Origin of the sequence: Albidovulum sp., from assembly GCF_008933605.1 — a bacterium.
In the GTDB taxonomy this organism is placed as follows: Bacteria; Pseudomonadota; Alphaproteobacteria; order Rhodobacterales; family Rhodobacteraceae; genus Albidovulum.
The window spans coordinates 1-21,824 of sequence record NZ_WBUS01000048.1; the positions used below are offsets into that span (position 1 = coordinate 1).

Sequence of the window (21,824 nt, forward strand, 5' to 3'; positions counted from 1 at the left end):
ATGCAGGTGCCCAAGATTCGCGAAAGGGTGAATGCCTGCTATGGCTACGACGCAATCTCGCGCGTGTCGGTGACGCAGACCGCGCCCTCGGGTTTCGCCGACGGGCAGGTGGCCTTTGCGCCGGCCTCGCGCCGCGTGGCGGGATCGGGCGGCGCGAGGCCGGGCGTCTGTCGGGCGATGTCCACGACCCGACCCTGCGGGCGGCGCTTGAAGCTTTGGGCGAAAAAGTGTTGTCTCGCCCTCGACAAACGAAAGGCTGATCTGATGTCGAAGACCTATCTCGTCGCCGGCGCGCTGGCGTTAGCCATTGCGGGTGGCGCCGCCTGGATCAGCCGTGGCGCGGTGAACTTGCCGCCGTCGCTGTCGGTGGCGGCGGAAGCCCAGGAGGCGACGGCCTCCTCCGACGTGGCGGCGGCGCCGGACATGATCCTCGGCAAGCTCGACGCGCCGGTGGAAGTGATCGAGTATGCTTCGTTCACCTGTCCGCACTGCGCGCGTTTCCACGAGACGGTCTTTGACGATCTCAGGAAGAACTACATCGACACCGGCAAGGTGAAGTTCGTCTACCGCGAAGTCTATTTCGACAAGTTCGGCCTCTGGGCCGGAATGGTTGCCCGCTGCGGCGGGCCGGAGAAGTACTTCCCGATCTCCGACATCATCTACGACACGCAGAAGCAGTGGATCGGCGACGGCCAGGCCAACACGATCGCCGACAACCTGCGTAAGATCGGGCTCAAGGCCGGGCTCACGAAAGAGGCGATCGACGCCTGCCTCAATGACAACGAGAAGGCCAAGGCGATGGTCGCGTCGTACCAGGCGAATGCGACGAAGGACGGGATCGACTCGACGCCCTCCTTCGTGATCGACGGGCAGAAGTATTCGAACATGTCGTACGAGGATTTCGCAAAGATCCTCGACGAAAAGCTGGCGAACTGACGCGATGACGCCGCTTGCCGGGTTGAAGGTCGTCGAGCTTGCCCGCATCCTCGCGGGCCCGTGGGCCGGGCAGACGCTTGCCGACCTCGGGGCCGAGGTGATCAAGGTCGAGGCGCCCGAGGGTGACGACACCCGCCGCTGGGGCCCCCCGTTCATCGAGCGCGAGGGCGACAGGTCCGCCGCCTATTTCCACGCCTGCAACCGCGGCAAGAAATCGGTGACCGCCGATTTCCGCGCGCCCGAGGGGCAGGCGTTCGTCCGCGACCTGGTGAAGGACGCCGACGTCCTGATCGAGAACTTCAAGGTGGGCGGACTGGCGAAATACGGGCTCGACTATCCGAGCCTGCGCAAGGTCAACCCGCGGCTCATCTATTGCTCGATCACCGGCTTCGGCCAGGACGGGCCCTATGCCCACCGCGCCGGTTACGATTACATCATCCAGGGGATGTCCGGGCTGATGAGCGTGACCGGGGAGCCGGACGGCCAGCCGCAGAAGGTGGGTGTGGCGGTCACCGATGTCTTCACCGGCGTCTATGCCGCGACGGCGATCCTGGCGGCCGTCCACCAGCGGGCGCGGACCGGCGAGGGGCAGCATGTCGACATGTCGCTCCTCGACGTTGCGACCTCGATCATGGCAAACCAGGCGATGAATTACCTCGCCTCCGGCAATCCACCGATGCGGATGGGCAATGCGCATCCGAACATCGTGCCCTATTCGGTCTTCGACTGCGCCGACGGCTGGATCATCATCGCCACCGGCAACGATGGCCAGTACCGCCGGTTTTGCGGCATCCTCGGGCTTCCCGCGCTGGCGGAGGCCCCGGAGTACCTGACGAATGCCGACCGCATCGCCAACCGGGCGGCACTGACGGCAACGATAACCGAACGGACCCGAACCTTCAGCAAGGCCGATCTGCTCGTCGCCTGCGAGGCCGAGGGCGTGCCCGCCGGGCCGATCAACGACATGGGCGAGGTCTTTGCCGACCCCCAGATCGTTGCACGGGGCATGCGTATCCAGCCGGGCGGGGTGCCGGGGGTCCGGTCGCCCTTCACCTTCTCGGGCGCCGAACTCGCGCTCGACCGGCCCTCGCCCAAGCTTGGCGAGCACGACGCCGGAGAGAAGCGGTAGAAAGGGTCAGAGCCCGAGGCGGCCGAGCGCTGCGTCGAGCGGGCCCCAGTCGTCGAGTTCCAGTCGGACGGGCACGCTCAACACCTTCGGGCGGAAGTCCTGCGGCAGGCGTACCGCGTCCTTCTCGGTGGTGACAAGCTGCGCGCCGAGGCTTGCCGCCTCCGTTTCCAGCCGGTGCAGGATCGCGGGTGTGAGCGGCTGATGGTCGTCCAGCGCGACGGTGCGGCAAAGCTCGGCGCCAAGGTTGCGGAGCGTGGCAAAGAACTTCTCGGGGTAGCCGATGCCGGCGAAGGCAAGCACCGGCAGCCCCTGCCAGTCCATGCCGGTCGCCAGGGGCTTCAGTTCGCCCGTCAGGTGCGGAACGGTCAGGGCATGTCCCCATGCCCGCGCGAACTCTGCCTGCTGCGGGGCGGGGCCGATCGACAGCACGAAGTCGGCACGCCGCAATCCTGCCGCGACCGGCTCGCGCAGGGGCCCGGCCGGCAGGCAAAGACCATTGCCGAAGCCACGCGCGGCATCGACGACGATGAGCGAAAGATCCTTGGCCACGGCCGGGTTCTGAAAGCCGTCATCGAGGAGGATCGCCCCTGCGCCTGCGGCGACCGCGGCGCGCGCGCCCGCGGCCCGGTCCCGCGCGACCCACGCGGGGGTGAAGCCCGCCAGGAGCAGGGGTTCGTCGCCGACATCCGCCGCGCTGTGCCGGCGCTCATCGACCCTGACCGGCCCGGAGAGGCGCCCGCCGAAGCCCCGGCTTACGACATGCGCCACGACCCCCCGCGCCGCCAGCCGCTGCGCAAGCGCGACGACCGTCGGTGTCTTCCCCGTACCGCCTGCATTCAGGTTGCCGACACAGATCACCGGCACGCCGACGCGCGCGCCTGCGGTGCCGGCCAGACGCCGGGCCGTCGCGCGCGCATAGGCCCGGCCGAGCGGTGCGAGAAGGCGTGCGGCCCAGCCGGGCCGACCGGGTGGTGTGAACCAGAATCGGGGCGCCTGCATCGCCATCACGCGGCCGCCTTCCCGTGCCGGCCGTCAAGCGTGGCGAGCACGATCTCGGCGACCCTGTCGGTGACTTCCGCGCCTCCGGAGGACACCGCCCAGGCATTGTGCGCGAGCAGGGCGGCCTTGTCGGGCGCGATCAGGTCAGCCACCGTATCCGCGAGCGCCTCGGCTCCCGCGACGATACGGGTCGCCCGGGCCTCGGCCAAGAGGGTGTAGGCATCGGGATAGGGCCCCGGGTGCGGGCCGTGAAGGATGGCCGAGCCGAGCGCGGCGGGTTCGAACGGGTTGCGCCCCGTGCCGCCCGGGGCGAGTGTCCCGCCCATGAATGTCACCGGGGCGAGTCGGTACCAGAGGCCGAGTTCCGCTTCGCCATCGGCGAGAAAGACCTGCACGTCCGCCTCCGGCTCCTCCTCGCGCGAACGGCGGGCGACGACCCACCCTTCGCGCCCCAGACGATCTGCCAGGGCATCGGCACGCTGGGGATCGGCAGGCACGAGGATCAGCAGCATCCGATGCGCCAGCCGCATCGCCCGCGCATGTGCCGCGATGACCGCCTCTTCTTCAGATTCGGGGCAGGCTACGGCGAGCCATACCGGTCGCGTCGCCAAGAGTTCGGCGAGCGCCGCGCGCTCCGCTTCGCTGCCCGGAAGGGGCTCCGATGTCTCCTCGATCCGTCCCGCGATCTCTACCGGAAGCTGCCGCCCGCCGATCGCCCGGAGCCGCGTGGCGGTTTCCGGATCCTGCGCGAGAACACGCGAGAACCGTGACAGGAGCGATGCCGCGAGTCCGCGTCGCCAGCGCCAATGGCCGAGCTCGTCGCTGCCGAGGCGGATATCGGCAAGGATGAGCGGGATGCCTCGGTCATGCGTGCCGGCGATCAGCGCAGGCGGCAGAGTCGCTCCGGCAATCAGCGAGAGGTCGGGCCGCCAATACTCCAGGAACGCGGCGACGGCCGGAACGCGCTCCGCGGGGGCCTGATCCGTCACCATCGCTGCGGGAAATCCCACCGCTGCCGCCGCCCCGCCGCCCTGCGCGGTGACGAGGAACGCGAGACCCGGACGCAGCTCGGACAGCCGGCGCGCGAGCTGGGCGAGCCGCTTCAGGTTCGATCCGGCGCCGAGATGCATCCAGACAAGCGTTCCGTCCGGTCGGGTGGCGCGCCCTTCGGCGGGCTCCCACCCGCCGCGGCGCGCGGCAAGAAGATAGAGCGCAAGGGCGAGCGAACGCGCCATTTCCCCTCTGGTTCAGCTGCCGAGTTCTTCGGTCGGAGCGGCCTCGGTCGCCTCGTCCCGGAGGCGGTGGATGTGGGCGATGAAGTAGCGCATGTGGGCGTCGTCCACCGTGCGCTGCGCCTCCGCCTTCCAGGCGCCATAGGCGCTGGCGTAGTCCGGGAAGATACCCACGACATGGATCGCGGCGGGGTCCTTGAAGACGGTCCTGTCCGGACTGACCAGTTCCCCGCCGAAGACGAGGTGAAGGCGCTGTGTCATGGGTTTCTCCCGCGTGAAGGAACGTCTCGGGCGCCAACCTAAGCGATGCATCGGGCCGCCTCAAGGCACCGGGCGGCGACGGCTTGACCCGGATCAATGTGCTTGCCGTTGCCGCTACTAGGGTCGCATGGTAGGGCGCCTCTGCCGGCAAGGGCTTGGAAACGGATGACAATGGAACGATCGCGAGGCTGGACGGGCGTCGCGCTTGGAGTGGCGGTGGCCGCCCTCGCGCTGAGACTATACGACCTCGACCTCCGTTCCATCAGCCATCCGGAAGTCTATGTCCCCGGCATTCCCCTGCCACCCGTTCATTCCGTCCCGCCGCCGAGGCTGACCTGGAGCGAGACATTGTGGATGCACTTCCACGATGAGCCGCATCCGATGGGCTGGTATCTTGCCATGTTTCTCTGGACCGGTCTTGCCGGTGTCTCCGAATGGGCACTGCGCCTGCCGTCTGCGGTGCTCGGGGCCGCGTCCGTCTGGCTCGCCTTCGCGCTCGGCAGGCGTTCCTACAGCGCGTCGGCCGGCGCCCTGGCGGCAAGCCTTCTAGCCCTGCATGGATTTCACCTGTTCCTCAGCCAGACTGCGCGGATGTACGCGGCGGGGACGTTCTTCGGCCTTCTGGCGACGGCACTCCTGATCGCCTTTGTCTACGGTTCGGGCCGTCGACGTCTCTCGGGTGCGGGATACGTCCTGTCCGTCCTGGCGACAGCCGGATCGGTCGAATTCGTCTGGCCGCTTCTCGGGATCCATATCCTCTGGGCGACGCTGGTGCTGCCGATGCGGCCTTTCCGCTGGAGCGATCTTCTTCGCGCGCGGTTTTCCGGCGCGCATCCGGCGATCCAGCTGCAGGCCCTCGCCGTCATGGTCTCGGCACCGGAGCTTCTCCATTCGGTCTATCGCGCGCGGCACGGCGCGGTGGAGCAGAGGGCTCTTGAGTTCCTGCGCGAATACCTCTCCTTCGGTTTTCTTTTCGCGACCGATCGCAGTGAGATGCCGTTCTTGTCGGTCCCCATGGCCGCGGCTGTCGTGCTTCTGGTCGTCGGGCTCGGTCTCATTGCCTGGGGGGGGCGTCACGCGCGCATGCAAGCCGCAGCCGTCCGACGGTGCCGGGGACCTGCCGCGCTGGCTTCCCCCTCTGGTGGCGCTGATCGCATCGGGTTTCATGGTCTGGCTCGCCAGCATCGCCCTCTATCGCAACGAAGCCCTCATGGTGGTCAGCACGGGGCCGGTTCTAGCCCTCTGGCTGCCCGCGCTCGCCAGGGCGATGGCGCATGTCCTGACACGCAGCCGGGCGTTCGTCCGCTGGCGCGCAAGGTCCGCGGGGCCGCGGCTCCTTGTTGTCCTGCTCGGCCTCGCTGCACCTCTTGCTCTTTTTGTCCTTTCGGCGAAGGTCGCCATCCTCGCGAACCGCGCATTCCTCATCTTCCTGCCCTACCTCGTGATCCTCGTCGCAGGGGCGGTTGCGGGTATCGGACCGAGATTACCGCGGCTGGGGGCGACCGTGGCGATGATCGGCGTCTTTGCCGCGAGCGTTCCCTATTCCTTTGCCAAGCCGGGCGCGGCGAACGACTACAAGTCTCTTGTGATGGCGATGATGCCGCATTACCGGCCGGACGACCTGATCCTGGTTCTCGACAAGGCCTGGGTGGAGGCTCCGTTCTTCTACTACCTGCCTGACGCGCACTACGCCTTCACCGACTACGACGCCGTGCTTCGGGACAATCCGGGTGCGCGAATCTGGCTGGTGACCTGGCCCTACGAAGACATGCCCGTCGTCAGCGATGCGCGGCGCGAGGCACTTGCAGCCTATAGGCGCGAACAGCATGTCACGGCCCGGAGAGCCTCGGCCGAACTTTTCCTGCCGCCCGGTGGCTGAGGTCGCGGAACCGGTCGGGTTCAGCGCGTCTCTCGCGCGGCACCGCCCGCCGCGGCCGCCGGCTAGCGCACGACGAATTCCGCGTGAAGCGCGCCGGCGGCATTGATGCTCTTGAGGATGTCGATCATGTCGCGCGGGGAGACTCCGAGGGCATTGAGGCCTGCAACGACCTCCGACAGCGATGAGGCGTCCGAGATCTCGGCCATGCCGATTCCGGGCTCCTCCTCGATCGCGGCGGAGGAGCGGGGTACGACCACCGTGTCGCCCTGGGCGAAGGGATTGGGCTGCACGACGAGCGGCGCCTCCTCGATCTTCAACGTGAGGTTGCCCTGGCTGACCGCGACGCGGCTGATGCGGACGTCCGCCCCCATGACGATGGTGCCGGACCGCTGGTCCACCACGACGCGGGCGCGCCGTTCGGGCTCGATGAGCAGGTTCTCGATGCGGCCGAGCGCATGGGCGGGCGACCCCATGCGGGTGGCGCCGATGTCGAGCGCGACGGTGCCCGAATCGGTCATGGTGGCGACCGGGCGCCCGAACTCGGCGTTGATAACCTCCTCGATCCGGCCGGCGGTGGTGAAATCCGGAGAGCGGAGCGCGAGGCGCACGGCATTCAGCCCGCCGAAATCGAAGGCGATCTCCCGCTCGACCCGCGCCCCCGCGGGGATCATGCCCGACGTCGGCACCCCCTGCGTCACGCTGGCTGCGGTCCCCTCGGCCGTGGCACCCCCGGCGATGATCGTTCCCTGCGCGACGGCGTAGATCTCACCGTCGGCGGCATTGAGGGGCGTCATCACGAGCGTCCCGCCCAAAAGGCTCTTTGCGTCGCCGATCGCAGAGACGGTGACGTCGATCTGGCCGCCGGCACGCGCGAAGGGCGGCAATGTGGCCGTGACGAAGACCGCGGCCACGTTCTTCGGGCGCATGTTCTCGCCCGTGACGTTCACACCGAGCCGTTCGAGGATGTTGGCCATGATTTCCTCGGTGAAGGGCGCGTTGCGCAAACCGTCGCCGGTGCCGTTGAGACCGACAACGAGCCCGTAGCCGACGAGGTCGTTGCCGCGCACGCCGTCGAACTCGACGAGGTCCTTGATCCGGACCGGGGCCGCCGCAGCGGCGGTGCCGGCAAGGACGAATGCAACGAGGGCGAGCAGGGTTCTCATCCGAGATAATCCGTAAGCGACAGGCGCGAGAGCCGCGCGGTGAGGGTGTAGAGCGTCTCGATCTGGGTCTGCACGGCCTGGAGTGCGCTTGCCGTGTCATAGGGATCGGCGGCGACGAGACCGTTGCGCGCGATCTGCAGCGCGGAGGCTTCGGCCGCGTTTCGGGCGCCGGCGCCGGCAATCCGCGCCTCGACGGAACCGACCCGGGCCCGCACCGCCGCCAGGTCGTTGCCGGACGCGAGCAGCGCCTCGCCGGAACGCTTCAACAGGAAGCTCCGCCCGGCGTCGTCGCCCTGGAGCGTGCCCTGGGCCACGAGCGCACCAAGTGCGAAGCCCTCGAGCAGGTCGCGGAGAGCCGGGTCCGCGGCCGTCAGGTCCATCGTGGCCGACTCGCCCGCACCGATGCCGAAGGGGGCGAGCGGCACGGTTGCGCCGCCATAGGCCACATCGAGGAACCCGCCGCCGCCGGGCGGGGCGTCGAACCAGGCGGCGACGGCGGAGGCAACCCCCGCGGCGGTGACCTGGCCCGCGGTCGCGGCGTCGAGCGCCGAAAGGATCGCGTCGGCGTCGGCCAGCGGCGTCCGGTCGGTCGCGGTACCGGACAGGAGATAGCGGTCGGCCACCTGAGTATTCAGCGCCGAGACGACGGAGGCGAACTTCTGTCGCGCGTCCCCGGCCGTGGTGGCCACCAGCGTCGGGCTTCCGGACGTCGCGGCGGAGAGGAGTCCGGGGCCGAGGTCGGTCGCCAGGTCCTGCACCGTTTCCAGGGCAAACTGCACCGTCTGGGTCAGGAGCGCGGCCTCGTCGGTGGCGGTCTTGTACGCCGCGAGCGTCGCGAGCGAGCGATCGAGCCCGGCGAGCCCGCGGAAATCACCGGACACCGCCTCGGAGAGGTCGGCGCGGATGCCGGTTGTCATCTCTTCCGTGAGCCGCACGAGATGGGTCTGGAGCGCCGCGTTGTGGCGGCGCATCTGGAAGGCCTGGGCCATGTCGCCGACGGAAAGGTAATACATCGTTCAGAGCCCGATCAGTTGCTGGATAAGGTCGTCGATCACCTTGATGACGCGCGCGTTGGCGGCGTAGGCCTGCTCGACCATCAGAAGGGTCTGCATCTCCGCATCGGTGTCGACGCCCTGGGCAAGGTGCATTTCCTTCAGCGCATCGTGGCGGGCGGTGGCGAAGCCTTCGTGTTCCTCGGCGGATTGGCGCAGACCGGCGAACCCCGACAGGACGTCGGCGGCAAGGCCGGACGCGGATCGGGCCGCGCCGGTGAAATTGCCGGACGCCGGCGAACGGGCGGTCGACAGCGCGACCCCGAGGTTTTGGAGGAGCGTGGCATCGCCCACGTTGCCCGGCGCCGCGGCGCCGAGCCCGTCGCGGAGCCTCCAGAGCTGGCCGCCCTGGCGCGGATCTACAAGCGCGTTCAGCGCGATGCGTCCGGCGAGGCCTTCCTCGATCGAGGGGTCGAGGATCGCACCATCGTCGGTGAACAGACCCGGTTGCCCGGGTGCGCGCGTCGGGTCGATGGCGGGGTTCTCGAATCGCTCCACGAGATCCCGGGCGACCGCGTCGAGCTGGGCCTGCGCCGCTGGGGCGAGGTCATCCCGGATCGCGATGAGAGCGCCGAGCGCCCCGCCACCGAGGGGGCCGGAATCCGATGGGGGAACCGCCAGGCCATTGATCGTGAACCCCGAGAGGGCACCCGATCCGATCGACATGTCCGCGGTGATCACGCCGGTGGCGGTGAAGCCGATGACGGCGGGATTGCCTTCGAGGAGGATCGCCCCTCCGGTGGTATAGAGCGAGATCTGGTCATGATCGCGCGCGACCTCGCGCACCGGAACGATTGTAGCCACCCGGTCCACGAGTGTCTGCCGCTGGTCCATCAGCGCGGTCGCGTCGTGACCCGAGGCAGCCGCCGCAAGGATTTCGGCGTTGAGCCGGTCGATGTTCGCAAGCGAGTCGTTCAGCGTGCGAATCTGTGCGGCGATCCCGGCGTCGGCATCCATCCGCTCCTGCCCGAGGGCGTCGGACAACGTGTTGAGATGGCCGGCGAGTCCCGTCGCGGCGTCGACGACGCCCTGCAGCCGGGCCTGGCTGTCCGGCCGGCTCGCGGCCTGGATGAGTGCCGACTCCAGCGAGGCGATGCGTGCCGAGAGAGAGCCCTCGTTCTCCGGCGTGCCGGTCAGATCCTCGATCCGGGCGAGAAAACCGCTTCTGAGCCGGGCGTTTCCCGCCTCGCCATCGGCGAGCCGCCGGTCCGTCACGAGCGCGCGGTCCACGACGCGGGTCACGCTGTCGACCTTCACGCCGGCGCCGGTCCCGCCGACGGATTGCGGCGACAGGTGGAGTTCGCGCCGTGCATAGCCTTCGGTCAGCGCGTTCGAGACGTTGGACGAGACGACGGAGGCGGCCCGGGCGGAGGCGGTCAGCCCGGTGAGTGCGTTCGCGAGCGATGCGGACAGGCTCATGCCTCAGCCTCCCGGAAACGGCCCACCCTGCCGGTCCTCAGCGCTTGATATTGGTGGTTTCCTGAAGCATCTCGTCCACGGTCTGGATAACCTTGGCGTTCGAGGAATAGGCCCGCTGGGTCTGGATCAGCGCGGTCAGTTCGGCCGCAACGTCGGTGGTGGACCCTTCGCGCGCATAGCCGACAATCCCTCCGGTCGGGCCATCGCCCGCATTCCACAGGTAGAAGGAACCGGAATCGGGCGAGACCCGAAAGGTCTGGTTGTTCATCGCGATCAAGCCGTTCGGGTTCGGAACGTCGACCACGGGGATGTGGTAGATCCGGCGCGTGAAGCCCGTGTCGTAGGTGGCGGTGATGTAGCCCTTGTCATCCACCTCTACGGCGGTGAGGTTTCCGACCGGGGATCCGTCCTTGGTGATCGACGTCGGTGCGAAGCTGTCCGAGAGCTGGGTCAGACCGTTGACGTCGCCGAGCTTTCCGATCGTCGCCGACAGCGGTCCGCCGGCGACCGTGAGATTGAGGGTTCCGGTCAGGGGATCATATGGGCCGCCGGTCAGCGTGGTGACCGAAGCCAAGGTGCCGCCACTCGCCCGCGTGTCGTCAAAGGTCATTGAGTACTGGCCGATCACGGCGCCACCCTGGGCGGAATCGCGGATCTCCATCGTCCAGGTGTTTGAACTGCCCGAAGCCGGCACGGTCGGCGTGAAGGTGATGTCGAGCGTTTCGGATGTGCCCAGGTTTCCGAAATACTCTATCGAGAGGGGAAGCGGCGTGCCGGAGCTGCCCCATTCGGTTTCGGTTGCGGGCAGATTGACGCCGAGGCTCATCGTGGTGGTCGGATCGCCCGCCGTCTGGTTGGCGTTGATTACCACCGGTCGCAGCCCTGCAACGGTGTCGCGCGGAAGGATCGGGATGCTGCCGTCCGCATTGGCGGGCCAGCCGAGCAGGACGAGTCCGGATTCGGTCTTAAGAACGCCGTCGGCATCGGGACGGAAGGCACCCGTCGTGGTCATCATGAGGGCACGTTCGCCGGCCGTGGCGTCCAGCGCGGTCGTCACCGGCAACATGCCTCGGCCGGCGACGGCGAGGTCGAGCGCATTCGACGTCGCCACGAGTGCGCCGTGTTCGTCGATCAGGCGCGAGGAAGAGGCGCGTACGCCCCCCGCCGAATAGGTGCCGGCGCTGCGCGCCTGGTTGATCACGAAGTTCTCGAAATCCGCCGAGGCGCGCTTGTAGCCGTAGGTACCGGAGTTGGCGATGTTGTCGGAAATCGTCGCAAGCCGCGTCGCATTGGCACTGAGACCAGCGACGCCGGCATTGAGCGATGACGAAATGGACATGGGTGCCGCCTTTCTGCTGCTGTGTCCCGTCGTTCGGCCCACCCTGCAGTGCGGCTGCTTAACATCGCCCTAACGGATCAAATCCCGCGGATATTAGCGGTCGGACCGCAGAAGAATGACTTCGAGGCGGTTGTTGCGATCGGACATCGGGTTCTTCACGGCGGAGGCGCGGTCGCCATGTCCGGTGACGCGCCGCACCCGCTCCGGCGCGAAGCCCTCGGCCTCCAGGAGTCTTCGCATCCGCATAGCGCGGGCGGCGGAAAGGTCCCAGGCAGGATTGTCGCGCAGGACGGCCGGAAGCGACCGGATATGGCCCTCGACGGCGACACCGTTCTTCACGAGGGCAAAGACCGTCACGAGCATGCCGGCCATTTCCATGGTGATCGGCGCGGGATTGTCTGTGTCGCCCTCGAAGAGCGGCTCGTCCTCAAGGTCGAAGAGTTCGACGATGAGTCCCTCGTCGGTCACGCGTGTAACGATATGCCGGGCCGCCTGCTCGCTGACCATACTTTCGCCGCCGATGCCCATGAGAGCCTCTTCGATTCTGCGCGCTTCCTCGGCAAAGGCGGCAGTCGCATCCGGTTTCTCGGCGCTGTCGGTGCCGGTCTGGCCGAGCGCCTGACGCTCGGCCGTGGGCCGAAGGTTCGACGCGCCGGTGCCGTTCTGGGCAATCAGATCCTCGGAAAAGACGCTGTCGCCCCCGAACGATCCGTCTCCGCCGCCCGATATGCGGCTGAGCGGGATAGTCGGGCTGAAATAGTCCGCGATTCCCTTCCGCTGTTTTTCCGTCGTCGCGTTCAGCAGCCACATCAGCATGAAGAAGGCCATCATGGCGGTCACGAAGTCGGCATAGGCAACCTTCCACGCCCCGCCGTGGTGCCCGTCGCCGCCGACGACCTTCTTGCGCTTGATGATGACTGGCGCGGCATTCTTCTGCCTGGCCATTCCACCACCCGTTCCTTTCACCCGGGAACAGGTCTAGCGCGCGGGGTTTAAGGCCGTCCTAATCCTGGCCGCCAGAGGTCACGGCGAGGCTCAGCCGGCGCACCGTTTCTTCGCCTCGTCGAGCGCGGCGCTGACGCCAAGGAGCGAGAAGGTGTCCTTCGTCTGGGTCCCGCGGCCGGAGCGCCCGGTCAGAACGGCCGAGGCACCGGATTTCAGGGCGGCGATGATCTTGGTGTCGTCGTCCTTCGACCCCGACCAGGCCCATTCGCCCTCGGTGAAGAGCTCGAACGTCGTCCCGCCGATGTCAAGCGAGACCGTGGAGCCGCTGGCAAAGGGATAGCCACCCGAGAAGGAGACCTCGCCTTCGGCGGCGCCCGGACGATAGGTAACGAAGAGGAGGATGTCGCCGCGCCGGACCGACACGGCCTGGCCGTCCTTGGTGTTCACGGTTTCCTTTGGCGCCGTGACGCCCCAGCATTCCTTGGGGTTTTCCTCGACGAAAACGCTCCAGTCGGTATTCGCGGCCACGCGGTTGGTGGAAACCTGGGCAAGGGCGCCCGTCGTCGTCGCAAGCGCAAGAACAAGAGCGCCCGTCGCGCGCAAGATCGGTGAAGTCATGTCGTAACCTGCCTCCGCTGTCGTCGCCCCGTCGTTCCCGCCCGCGATGACGGCCCGTCGCGGGCCGGCGCCGCTTCGCGCGGCCGATTTGGGCATGGCGGGAAACCCGTCAACTCGATATGCCGGTCTTAGCGCGAATCCCCGAGGCGGGAAAAGCCCCGGAGGCGGAATTTCGCGCAAAGGTGAGGGAAGATGCCGGCGATACCGATGGTTGAACTCTGGCGCGGCGGAATGCTGGAAAGCATCCACTCGGGACATGCCGTCGTCTGCGACGAGCGGGGCGATGTGATAGAGGCTTGGGGCGACCCCTTTGCCGTCATCTTCCCGCGCTCGTCCTGCAAGATGATCCAGGCCTTGCCACTCCTGGAGAGCGGTGCGGCAGACGCTGCCGGTGTTGGCAGCGCGCAGCTTGCGCTTGCCTGCGCGAGCCACAACGCGGCGCATGTTCATACCGAGGCGGTCGGACGCTGGCTGGGTGAGCTTGGCCTTGGCGAGGCCGACCTGCGCTGCGGGCCGCAGATGCCCGACGACCCCGACGCCCGGAAGGAGATCGTCTGCTCCGGTGGTGCGGCCTGCCAGATCCACAACAACTGTTCGGGCAAGCATGCAGGCTTTCTCACCCTGGCGCGGCATCTCGGTGCCGGACCGGAATATGTCGAGCCCGACCATCCGGTGCAGCGGGCCGTGAAATTGGCCTTCGAGGAAGTGACAGGCGAGACCTCGCCCGGCTACGGCATCGACGGATGCTCCGCGCCGAACTTCGCGACGACCGTGCATGGCCTTGCGCGCGCCATGGCACGGTTTGCCGCTGCCGATCCGGAAGGGACCACGCGGGAACGGGCCGCGGCGCGGCTCTGGCGGGCGATGGTGGCGCATCCCGATCTTGTCGCCGGCGAGGGGCGGGCTTGCACCAGCCTCATGCGCGCGATGGGCGGACGGGTCGCGGTCAAGACCGGGGCCGAGGCAGTCTTCGTCGCCATCCTGCCCGAGCAGAAGCGGGGCATCGCATTGAAGATCGTCGACGGCGGCACGCGCGCCTCCGAGGCGGCAGTCACCGCGCTTCTCGTTCGGACGGGCGTGCTGGACGCGGGTCACACGGTCGTCGGGCAGTACCTGACCGACCCTATCCGCAACCGCCGCGGCCTCGCCGTGGGCGAGATGCGGCTCGCGTCCGGCTTCGCCGCCTGATCCCGTTGCGCGCCCGCCCCGGGCGCATGCCATGCACTCACGCCCGCCGTTCCGGCGGCAGAGACCCGCGGCCTTCGGCGGGGCTTTCTCGGGCGACGATGCAGCCGTTCAGGCGAAGTCCTCTGCCGCATAGCCCTGGATATAGAGCAGCGCGGTCAGGTCGCCGTGATTGATGCGGATGTCGCACTGGGCCGCGACCGACGGTTTGGCGTGGAGTGCGACGCCCGCGCCCGCGAGGTGCAGCATGCCGAGGTCGTTCGCGCCGTCGCCGACCGCGAGGACGTCGGCGTGGGCGATGCCGAGACGAGCGGAAATCTCCCTCAGTGCCGCGATCTTCGCTTCGCGTCCGAGGATGGGCCGGGCAACGTCACCGGTGAGGTGGCCACCCTCGGCCAGTAGGGTGTTGGCGCGGTGCTCGTCGAAGCCGAGGTGCGCCGCGACGGCGGTGGTGAAGGCGGTGAAACCGCCCGAGACAAGCGCCGCGTAGCCGCCGTTTGCCTTCATCGTGGCGATGAGCGTGGACCCGCCGGGCGTGAAGGTGATGCGCTCGGCGAGCACCTGTCCGATCACGCTTTCGGGCATGCCCCGCAGAAGGCCGACCCGTTCGAGCAGCGCGCCCTCGAAATCCAGCTCACCGTTCATCGCCCGGGCGGTGATCGCAGCGACGCGCGGACCCACCCCTGCCATGTTGGCAAGCTCGTCGATGCATTCCTGCCCGATCATTGTCGAATCCATGTCGGCGAGCAGCATCTTCTTCCGGCGCCCCTCCGCCGGCTGCACCACCAGGTCGACACCAAGGCCCTGAAGTCCGTGCCAGACCTCCCAACGATTGGCCGGAATCTCCGCGACCTCGAACTCTGCGGCGATGCCGGGGTTGAGCCAGCGCGCTGCGCCGCCGCCCCAGGCGTCGCGCAAGGCCTCGACCGCCGCACGGTCGAGGTCGGAGCGGCTCGGATCGACAAGGAGCGTGGCGACGTGCATGGAGTACGGTCCTCGGCGTGAAGTTTCCGATAGTGGAATTGGGTGTCGGTTTTGCTTCGTCAAGCGGCGCTTTAGAGCACATTTCCGGCTTGTGCCAGCCTGCGCCGCATTCTAATCCCGGCAGCGGGACACCCCTCCCCAACGAGGGGCGTATATCTGGAAGGATACCAGCAATGGTCAAGACGACTCCGGCCGCGCGCCCGGCAAATCCGCGCTTCTCTTCGGGCCCCTGCACGAAGATCCCCGGCTTCTCCCTCGACATGCTCGCAGACGCACCCCTCGGCCGGTCGCACCGCGCCGCCATCGGCAAGGCGAAGCTGAAGGAGGCGATCGTCCTCACCCGCGAGGTTCTCGGCGTGCCGACGGATTACCGCATCGGCATCGTGCCCGCCTCCGACACCGGGGCCGTGGAGATGGCGATGTGGTCGCTTCTCGGCGCGCGGCCGGTCGAGATGCTGGCCTGGGAGTCGTTCGGCGAGGGATGGGTGACGGATGTCGTCAAGCAACTCAAGCTCGATGCGACCGTGAAGAAGGCCCCCTATGGCCAGATCGTGGATTTCGCGACGGTCGATTTCGACAAGGATGTCGTATTCACCTGGAACGGCACGACGAGCGGCGTGCGTGTGCCGGACGGTGACGCGATCCCGGCCGATCGCAAGGGACTCACCATCTGCGACGCGACGAGCGCCGCCTTCGCGATGGATCTGCCCTGGGACAGGCTCGATGTGGTTACCTTCTCTTGGCAGAAAGCGCTCGGCGGCGAGGGCGGGCATGGCGTCCTGATCCTGTCGCCACGTGCGGTGGAGCGGCTGGAAACCTACACCCCGGCCTGGCCGCTGCCGAAGATCTTCCGCCTGACCAAGGGCGGCAAGCTGATCGAGGGCATCTTCGAGGGCGAGACCATCAACACGCCCTCCATGCTCTGTGTCGAGGATTACATCGTCGCGCTGAATTGGGCCAGGTCCATGGGGGGGCTCAAGACGCTGATCGCGCGGGCGGACGCGAATGCGAAGGTCATTGCGGACTTCGTCGCGACACGCGACTGGATCGCCAACCTTGCCGCCGACCCGGTGACCGCCTCCACCACGAGCATCTGCCTGAAGTTCACAGACGAGCGGATCAGGGACGGGGCGGCTTTCGCCAAGGCGGTCGCGAAGCGGCTGGAGAAGGAAGGCGTGGCTCTCGACGCCGGGGCCTACCGCGACGCGCCTCCGGGCCTGCGCATCTGGTGCGGCTCGACGGTTGAGGTGTCCGATGTACACGCTCTCATGCCCTGGATCGAATGGGCCTTCGAGTCCGAGATCGCAGCGCAGGCGGTGGCGGCCTGAAGGCCGCCACAGATCATCCCGAATCTTCTGAAAATCAAGGAGCCTGTTGAAATGGCACCAAAAGTTCTCGTCTCCGACAAGCTGTCGGAAACCGCCGTCCAGATATTCCGTGACCGGGGGGTGGAGGTCGATTACCTCCCCGAGCTCGGCAAGGACAAGGACCGGCTTCTGGAGGTGATCGGCCAGTATGACGGCCTTGCCATCCGCTCGGCAACCAAGGTCACCGAGAAGCTGCTGGCCGCCGCGACCCGACTGAGGGTGATCGGCCGTGCCGGGATCGGCGTCGACAACGTGGACATCCCCGCGGCGTCCAGGAAGGGCGTGATCGTGATGAACACGCCCTTCGGCAACTCCGTCACGACCGCCGAACACGCCATCGCGATGATGTTCGCAGTTGCCCGGCAACTGCCGGAGGCGTCGGAATCGACCCATGCCGGAAAGTGGGAGAAGAACCGCTTCATGGGGGTGGAACTTTTCAACAAGACGCTGGGCGTGATCGGGGCGGGCAATATCGGCGGCATCGTCTGCGACCGGGCGCTGGGGCTGCACATGAAGGTCATCGCCTATGACCCCTATCTCAGCGATGAGCGCGCGAAGTCGATGGGCGTGACCAAGGTTGACCTCGACGAGCTGCTGCACCGCGCCGATTTCATCACCCTGCACGTCCCCCTGACCGACAAGACCCGCAATATCCTGTCGAAGGAGAACATCGCGAAGACGAAGAAGGGCGTTCGCATCATCAACTGCGCCCGCGGCGGCCTTGTGGACGAGGCGGCGCTGGCCGAGGCGCTGGAATCGGGCCACGTCGCTGGCGCCGCCTTCGACGTCTTCGAAGTCGAACCGGCGACGGGCAGCCCGCTCTTCCACCTGCCCAACGTGGTCGTGACCCCGCATCTCGGCGCTTCGACGACCGAGGCACAGGAGAACGTGGCGCTTCAGGTGGCCGAGCAGATGTCGGACTACCTGCTGACCGGGGCGGTGCAGAACGCGCTCAACATGCCGTCGGTCACCGCCGAGGAGGCCGCCGTCATGGGGCCCTGGATGAAGCTCGCCCAGCATCTCGGCGCCTTCGCCGGCCAGATGACCGACGAGCCGGTAAAGGCGATCAATATCCTCTACGATGGCACGGCCGCGAAGCTGAACCTGCAGGCGCTCAATTGCGGCGCCATCGCCGGGATCATGGCGGCGACGAACCCGGACGTGAACATGGTCTCGGCCCCCGTCGTGGCAAAGGAGCGCGGCATCCAGATCTCCACCACCAGCCAGGAGAAGGCGGGCGTCTTCGACGGCTACATGAAGCTGACCGTGGTGACCGACAGGCGCGAACGCTCTATCGCCGGGACGGTCTTCTCGGACGGAAAGCCCCGCTTCATCCAGATCAAGGGCATCAACATCGACGCAGAGATCGGGGCGCACATGCTATACACCACGAACGACGACGTTCCGGGGATCATTGGCACGCTCGGCCAGACGCTTGGGGATGCGGGCGTCAACATCGCCAACTTCACCCTCGGCAGGTCGGGCGTGGGGCGGGATGCGATCGCGCTTCTCTATCTCGACGAGGCGCCGAAGCCTGAGGTCATCCGCGCGCTCCAGGCCACGGGCAAGTTCACCCAGGTCCGGCCGCTCGTCTTCGACATCGGCTGAGAAGGGCGCGCTGCCCGCCGGTTGCCGCAGACCGGCGGGCAGGGTAGCGTCCGCCCCGGAACGGGCAGGGATCGGCATGAGAACCTACGCCATAGGCGACATCCACGGCGCACGCGACAAGCTGGAAGAGGTGCACGACCGCATTGCGGCGGACAAGGGGCGGGCGGGCGACCGCAGGGCGCCCGTTGTCCATATCGGCGATCTCGTCGACCGCGGGCCGGACAGTCGCGGCGTGATCGACTTCCTTCTGGCCGGTGTCGATCGGGGAGAGCCGTGGATCGTGCTGAAGGGCAACCACGACCGGATGTTCACCGGGTTTCTCGCCGATCCCGACAGCCACGATCCCGGGCTGCGCGAGGGTCTGCACTGGATCGAGCCGCGCCTCGGCGGGGATACGACGCTAGCCTCTTACGGTGTCGGGGGCGCGGGGGAGCGGATGCTGTTCGATCTGCACGCCGATGCTCTCCTGGCCGTCCCTAGGACGCACGTCACATTCCTGACCCACCTTCCCGTCAGCTATCGCCGGGGGAAGGCGGTATTCGTCCATGCCGGCATCCGGCCCGGCGTGCCCTTGGCCGCGCAGGCCGAGGACGATCTCCTCTGGATCCGGCGGCCCTTCCTCGACGATCCGCGCGAACATGGTGCCCTGGTCGTGCACGGCCACACGCCGGTCGATCGTGTCGCCCACTATGGCAATCGTCTCAACATAGATACCGGTGCGGGATACGGCCGCGCCCTTTCGGTCGTGGTGATCGAGGGCGATCGGGTCTGGCTGCTCGGGCCCGGCGGGCGGCAGCCCGTCCTGCCGGGCGGATGACCATGGCTGGGAAGGCGCGCTTTCGTCCGCTGACGATGTTCAGCCGCCCCCGGATCGTGCGGCACGAGATCGCGGACCCGCGCTGGACGCTTCCCGATCTGACGATCGCCGTGCTCGCAGACCTTCATGCCTGCACGCCCTGGACGCCGCTTTCCGCCCTCGCGCGCATCGTCGCGGCGACGAATGAACTCCGGCCCGATCTCGTCCTCATCCCTGGCGATTTCATCGCGGACCGGAACCTTCCCGCCCGCGCCATCCCGGCGGCGGCCGTCGTCGAGACCCTTGCACCGCTATCCGCGCCCCTTGGCGTCGCGGCGGTGATGGGCAATCACGACTGGTGGGACTGCCGGCTGTCGCGCGCGACCGGGTTCGCACGCAACTCGGTTGTCGAGGCGTTGGAGCAGGGTCCGATCCGGCTTCTGACGAATCGTGCGGAATGCCTGCCGCACGGGACCGGTTTCTGGCTCGTGGGGATGGACAGCCAGCGGGCGCTCAGGCGGCTGGGACGTCCCGGCCTGCACGATCCGGATGCGGCCTTCGCTTCGGTGCCGGCGGGAGCGCCGGCGATCCTGATGGCCCATGAGCCCGACTATTTCGCCGAAGGCGACGCGCGCGCCTTCCTGCAGATCTCGGGCCATACTCATGGCGGGCAGGTGAACCTCGCGGGATGGCGGCCCCTGACACCCTCGCGTTTCCGTTCGCGCTACGGCTGGGGCCATATCCGCGAAGCGGGGCGCCATCTGATCGTCTCGGGCGGGATCGGCTATTCGGGCGTGCCTCTGCGCATCTTCCAGCCGCCCGAAATCACGCTGGTTTCGCTGCGGCGCGGCGGCTAGAGTTCCAGCGGTTCTTTCCACAGGAGGTCTGCATGAGCGACGATATCGTGATCCTGTCCGGCGCGCGCACCGCGATCGGCACCTTCGGCGGGGCGCTTGCCGGGATGGCGCCCATCGACACGGCGACGGTCGCAGCGAAGGCAGCGCTGGAGCGTGCAGGCGTCGAGGGCGGGCAGATCGGCCATGTCGTCTTCGGCCACGTGATCAACACCGAGCCCCGCGACATGTACCTGAGCCGGGTCGCGGCGATCCAGGCCGGCATCCCGAACGGCACGCCGGCGATGAACGTGAACCGCCTTTGCGGTTCGGGCGCACAGGCCATCGTCTCGGCGGCACAGAGCCTGATGCTCGGTGACGCCGACTTCGCGCTCGCCGGCGGGGCGGAAAGCATGAGCCGCGCGCCCTACGTCCTTCAGGCCGCGCGCTTTGGCCAGAAGATGGGCGACACGAAGGCGCTCGACATGATGACCGGGGCGCTTACCTGCCCGTTCGGCACCGGACACATGGGCGTGACGGCCGAGAATGTCGCGAAGGAAAATGGCGTCAGTCGCGCCGACCAGGATGCCTTCGCCATGGAAAGCCAGATCCGCGCCGCCCGTGCGATCGCCGAGGGCCGGTTCAGGGACCAGATCGTTCCGGTGGAGATCGTCGGCCGGAAGGGCACCGTGGTCTTCGACACCGACGAACATCCGAAGGCCACCAGCCTTGAGGCGCTCGCCGGTCTGAAGGCGGTGTTCCAGAAGGACGGCAGCGTGACGGCGGGCAATGCGAGCGGGATCAACGATGGCGCCGCAGCACTGGTGCTCGCCACCGCTGGGGCCGCGTCGAGATCGGGTCTGAAGCCACGGGCGCGGCTTCTCGGCTATGCCCACGCCGGCGTGCGGCCGGAGGTCATGGGGATCGGCCCGGTGCCCGCCGTGACCGAGCTTCTGAAGCGGACCGGGCTTTCGGTGGGCGACTTCGACGTGATCGAATCCAACGAGGCCTTCGCGGCCCAGGCGCTCGCGGTGTCGAAGGAACTCGGGTTCGATCCGGCACGGGTGAACCCCAACGGCGGCGCCATCGCACTCGGCCATCCGGTCGGCGCGACGGGCGCGATCCTGATGGTGAAGGCGCTCCACGAACTGGAGCGCACCGGCGGCCGCCGCGCGCTCGTCACCATGTGCATCGGCGGCGGCCAGGGCATCGCGCTCGCCATCGAGCGGAGCTGAGAGGCGCCGGTTGGGGGCGGGGCGCGCTGATTCGCGCGGCCCGCCTCCGCCGATGGTCCTTGGGCACCGAAGAAGCCTAGGGGGCGAGCGTGATCGTGGCGCTCGCGCTGGCACCGCGGGCGTCGATGACCGAGAGCGTGACGTAGCCCGGGCCGGGAGCGTACAGCGACGATTCCCGGTTGCGGTCGGCGAGGACGACCGGCGCGCCGTTGGCGAGCCAGGTGAACGGCGGCATTCCGCCCCGGACCTTGAGCGCGAGCGCCGCGCCGGCTTCGACCCGCGCGCCATCGGGCGGGAAGGCGACCTCGGGACCGACGGCTCCGCCGGCGAGGACGGCGCCCCTCGGGCGAAAGCGCTGGAGCGGCTGGGGCAGGCGCGCATTCGGCAGGATCAGTGTCGATGGTGGCGGAGGCGGCAGCGGTGCGCGCTCGGGGCCGATCCGCGCGAACGCGTCAAAGAGTATCGGGGCGGCGAGTTCGCCGCCGAAGGCGCCGGGTAGCGCGGCGCCGTCGGGCCGGCCCAGCCAGACGCCGACCACATGGGCACCGTCGAACCCGACCGCCCAGGCATCGCGATGGCCATAGCTCGTTCCGGTCTTGTAGGCGATGCGGTGCGCGGGCGCATTGGCAGGGGGCGGGAGGCCGGCAAGGATGTCGGCAACGAGCCAGGCGGCCTCGGGCGAGATGAGGCGCGGGCCCCCAAGCTGCGCAGCGCCTGGCCGCGTGGCAAGCCGTACCGGCGCGCCCAGCCGGGCGAGCGCGGCATAGGCGCCCACGAGATCCTCGAGCGTGATCCCGACGCCGCCGAGCGCGACGGCAAGGCCGGGTTCACCGCCGGGTAGCAC

General features: G+C 68.1%; 21 protein-coding genes and 2 pseudogenes. 10 read left to right on the top strand and 13 right to left on the bottom strand.

Annotation, left to right across the window (positions count from 1 at the left end; all coding sequences use genetic code 11):
- Nucleotides 1-44: 44 nt before the first annotated feature.
- Nucleotides 45-185: a hypothetical protein gene (locus F9K34_RS08560; RefSeq protein WP_291336517.1), complete on the bottom strand. Its 141-nt coding sequence runs from the start codon at nt 183-185 to the stop codon at nt 45-47.
- A gap of 79 nt (nt 186-264) precedes the next feature.
- Between F9K34_RS08560 and F9K34_RS08565 the strand changes: the two genes are divergently transcribed.
- Nucleotides 265-936 (top strand): DsbA family protein, encoded by a 672-nt coding sequence (locus F9K34_RS08565; protein ID WP_291336519.1) that lies wholly within the window; start codon nt 265-267, stop codon nt 934-936.
- Nucleotides 937-940: 4 nt separating this feature from the next.
- Entirely contained in the window at nt 941-2,065 is a 1,125-nt protein-coding gene (locus F9K34_RS08570; protein ID WP_291336521.1) for a CaiB/BaiF CoA transferase family protein, read from the top strand.
- Nucleotides 2,066-2,071: 6 nt separating this feature from the next.
- Here F9K34_RS08570 and lpxK read toward each other — a convergent pair whose 3' ends face one another.
- From lpxK to F9K34_RS08585, 3 genes are read right to left on the bottom strand one after another with little or no spacing between them, the layout of a single operon-like run.
- Nucleotides 2,072-3,064 (bottom strand): tetraacyldisaccharide 4'-kinase, encoded by a 993-nt coding sequence (lpxK, locus tag F9K34_RS08575; protein WP_291336522.1) that lies wholly within the window; start codon nt 3,062-3,064, stop codon nt 2,072-2,074.
- Between the two features lie 5 nt (nt 3,065-3,069).
- Nucleotides 3,070-4,299: a 3-deoxy-D-manno-octulosonic acid transferase gene (locus F9K34_RS08580; protein WP_291336524.1), complete on the bottom strand. Its 1,230-nt coding sequence runs from the start codon at nt 4,297-4,299 to the stop codon at nt 3,070-3,072.
- Between the two features lie 12 nt (nt 4,300-4,311).
- Nucleotides 4,312-4,557 (bottom strand): DUF4170 domain-containing protein, encoded by a 246-nt coding sequence (locus tag F9K34_RS08585; RefSeq protein ID WP_291336526.1) that lies wholly within the window; start codon nt 4,555-4,557, stop codon nt 4,312-4,314.
- Nucleotides 4,558-4,956: 399 nt separating this feature from the next.
- On the opposite strand from F9K34_RS08585, the pseudogene F9K34_RS19050 reads away from it, so the two are divergent.
- Nucleotides 4,957-5,208: pseudogene (locus tag F9K34_RS19050) on the top strand (glycosyltransferase family 39 protein); the annotation flags it as partial.
- Here the strand turns inward: F9K34_RS19050 and F9K34_RS08590 are convergent.
- On the bottom strand, nt 5,104-5,724 hold the full coding sequence (locus tag F9K34_RS08590; RefSeq protein ID WP_291336528.1) for a hypothetical protein: 621 nt from the start codon (nt 5,722-5,724) through the stop codon (nt 5,104-5,106). The pseudogene F9K34_RS19050 and the gene F9K34_RS08590 sit on opposite strands and share 105 nt — an antisense overlap.
- Here F9K34_RS08590 and F9K34_RS08595 point away from each other — a divergent pair.
- Nucleotides 5,699-6,436, top strand: coding sequence for a hypothetical protein (locus tag F9K34_RS08595; RefSeq protein ID WP_291336530.1), 738 nt, complete (start codon nt 5,699-5,701; stop codon nt 6,434-6,436). The genes F9K34_RS08590 and F9K34_RS08595 overlap by 26 nt on opposite strands.
- A gap of 62 nt (nt 6,437-6,498) precedes the next feature.
- On the opposite strand, the gene F9K34_RS08600 is transcribed toward F9K34_RS08595, so the two are convergent.
- From F9K34_RS08600 to F9K34_RS08625, 6 genes are all read right to left on the bottom strand, one after another.
- Complete coding sequence (locus F9K34_RS08600) at nt 6,499-7,599, bottom strand: flagellar basal body P-ring protein FlgI (protein ID WP_291336532.1); 1,101 nt, start codon at nt 7,597-7,599, stop codon at nt 6,499-6,501.
- Nucleotides 7,596-8,612, bottom strand: coding sequence for a flagellin (locus F9K34_RS08605; protein WP_291336534.1), 1,017 nt, complete (start codon nt 8,610-8,612; stop codon nt 7,596-7,598). Before F9K34_RS08605 ends, F9K34_RS08600 begins: the two co-directional genes overlap by 4 nt.
- 3 nt (nt 8,613-8,615) lie before the next feature.
- Complete coding sequence (gene flgK, locus F9K34_RS08610; protein WP_291336536.1) at nt 8,616-10,070, bottom strand: flagellar hook-associated protein FlgK; 1,455 nt, start codon at nt 10,068-10,070, stop codon at nt 8,616-8,618.
- 37 nt (nt 10,071-10,107) lie between these two features.
- Nucleotides 10,108-11,409: a flagellar hook protein FlgE gene (locus F9K34_RS08615; protein WP_291336538.1), complete on the bottom strand. Its 1,302-nt coding sequence runs from the start codon at nt 11,407-11,409 to the stop codon at nt 10,108-10,110.
- Between the two features lie 93 nt (nt 11,410-11,502).
- Nucleotides 11,503-12,354 (bottom strand): flagellar motor protein MotB, encoded by an 852-nt coding sequence (locus F9K34_RS08620; RefSeq protein WP_291336540.1) that lies wholly within the window; start codon nt 12,352-12,354, stop codon nt 11,503-11,505.
- A 90-nt stretch (nt 12,355-12,444) separates the two neighbouring features.
- Nucleotides 12,445-12,972, bottom strand: a complete 528-nt coding sequence (locus tag F9K34_RS08625) for an invasion associated locus B family protein (protein WP_291336542.1) — start codon at nt 12,970-12,972, stop codon at nt 12,445-12,447.
- Between the two features lie 192 nt (nt 12,973-13,164).
- Here F9K34_RS08625 and F9K34_RS08630 point away from each other — a divergent pair, with 192 nt between their 5' ends.
- The gene (locus F9K34_RS08630) at nt 13,165-14,160 is read left to right on the top strand and encodes an asparaginase (protein WP_291336544.1); all 996 of its coding nucleotides are present in this window, start codon (nt 13,165-13,167) and stop codon (nt 14,158-14,160) included.
- 108 nt (nt 14,161-14,268) lie between these two features.
- Here F9K34_RS08630 and serB read toward each other — a convergent pair whose 3' ends face one another.
- Nucleotides 14,269-15,141, bottom strand: a complete 873-nt coding sequence (gene serB, locus F9K34_RS08635) for a phosphoserine phosphatase SerB (protein ID WP_291336546.1) — start codon at nt 15,139-15,141, stop codon at nt 14,269-14,271.
- A gap of 173 nt (nt 15,142-15,314) precedes the next feature.
- Between serB and F9K34_RS08640 the strand changes: the two genes are divergently transcribed.
- The 5 genes from F9K34_RS08640 to F9K34_RS08660 all read left to right on the top strand — a co-directional run bounded on the left by F9K34_RS08640 (nt 15,315) and on the right by F9K34_RS08660 (nt 20,980).
- A complete protein-coding gene (locus F9K34_RS08640; RefSeq protein ID WP_291336548.1) occupies nt 15,315-16,469 on the top strand; it encodes a phosphoserine transaminase in 1,155 nt (384 codons plus the stop codon).
- Nucleotides 16,470-16,520: 51 nt separating this feature from the next.
- Nucleotides 16,521-18,116 (top strand): phosphoglycerate dehydrogenase, encoded by a 1,596-nt coding sequence (gene serA, locus F9K34_RS08645; RefSeq protein ID WP_291336550.1) that lies wholly within the window; start codon nt 16,521-16,523, stop codon nt 18,114-18,116.
- A 76-nt stretch (nt 18,117-18,192) separates the two neighbouring features.
- Nucleotides 18,193-18,933 (top strand): metallophosphoesterase, encoded by a 741-nt coding sequence (locus tag F9K34_RS08650; RefSeq protein ID WP_291336551.1) that lies wholly within the window; start codon nt 18,193-18,195, stop codon nt 18,931-18,933.
- A complete protein-coding gene (locus F9K34_RS08655) occupies nt 18,930-19,769 on the top strand; it encodes a metallophosphoesterase (RefSeq protein ID WP_291336553.1) in 840 nt (279 codons plus the stop codon). The genes F9K34_RS08650 and F9K34_RS08655 overlap by 4 nt, the downstream gene beginning before the upstream one ends.
- Nucleotides 19,770-19,801: 32 nt before the next feature.
- On the top strand, nt 19,802-20,980 hold the full coding sequence (locus tag F9K34_RS08660) for an acetyl-CoA C-acyltransferase family protein (RefSeq protein ID WP_291336555.1): 1,179 nt from the start codon (nt 19,802-19,804) through the stop codon (nt 20,978-20,980).
- Nucleotides 20,981-21,056: 76 nt separating this feature from the next.
- On the opposite strand, the pseudogene F9K34_RS08665 reads toward F9K34_RS08660, so the two are convergent.
- Nucleotides 21,057-21,824: pseudogene (locus F9K34_RS08665) on the bottom strand (penicillin-binding protein 1C); the annotation flags it as partial.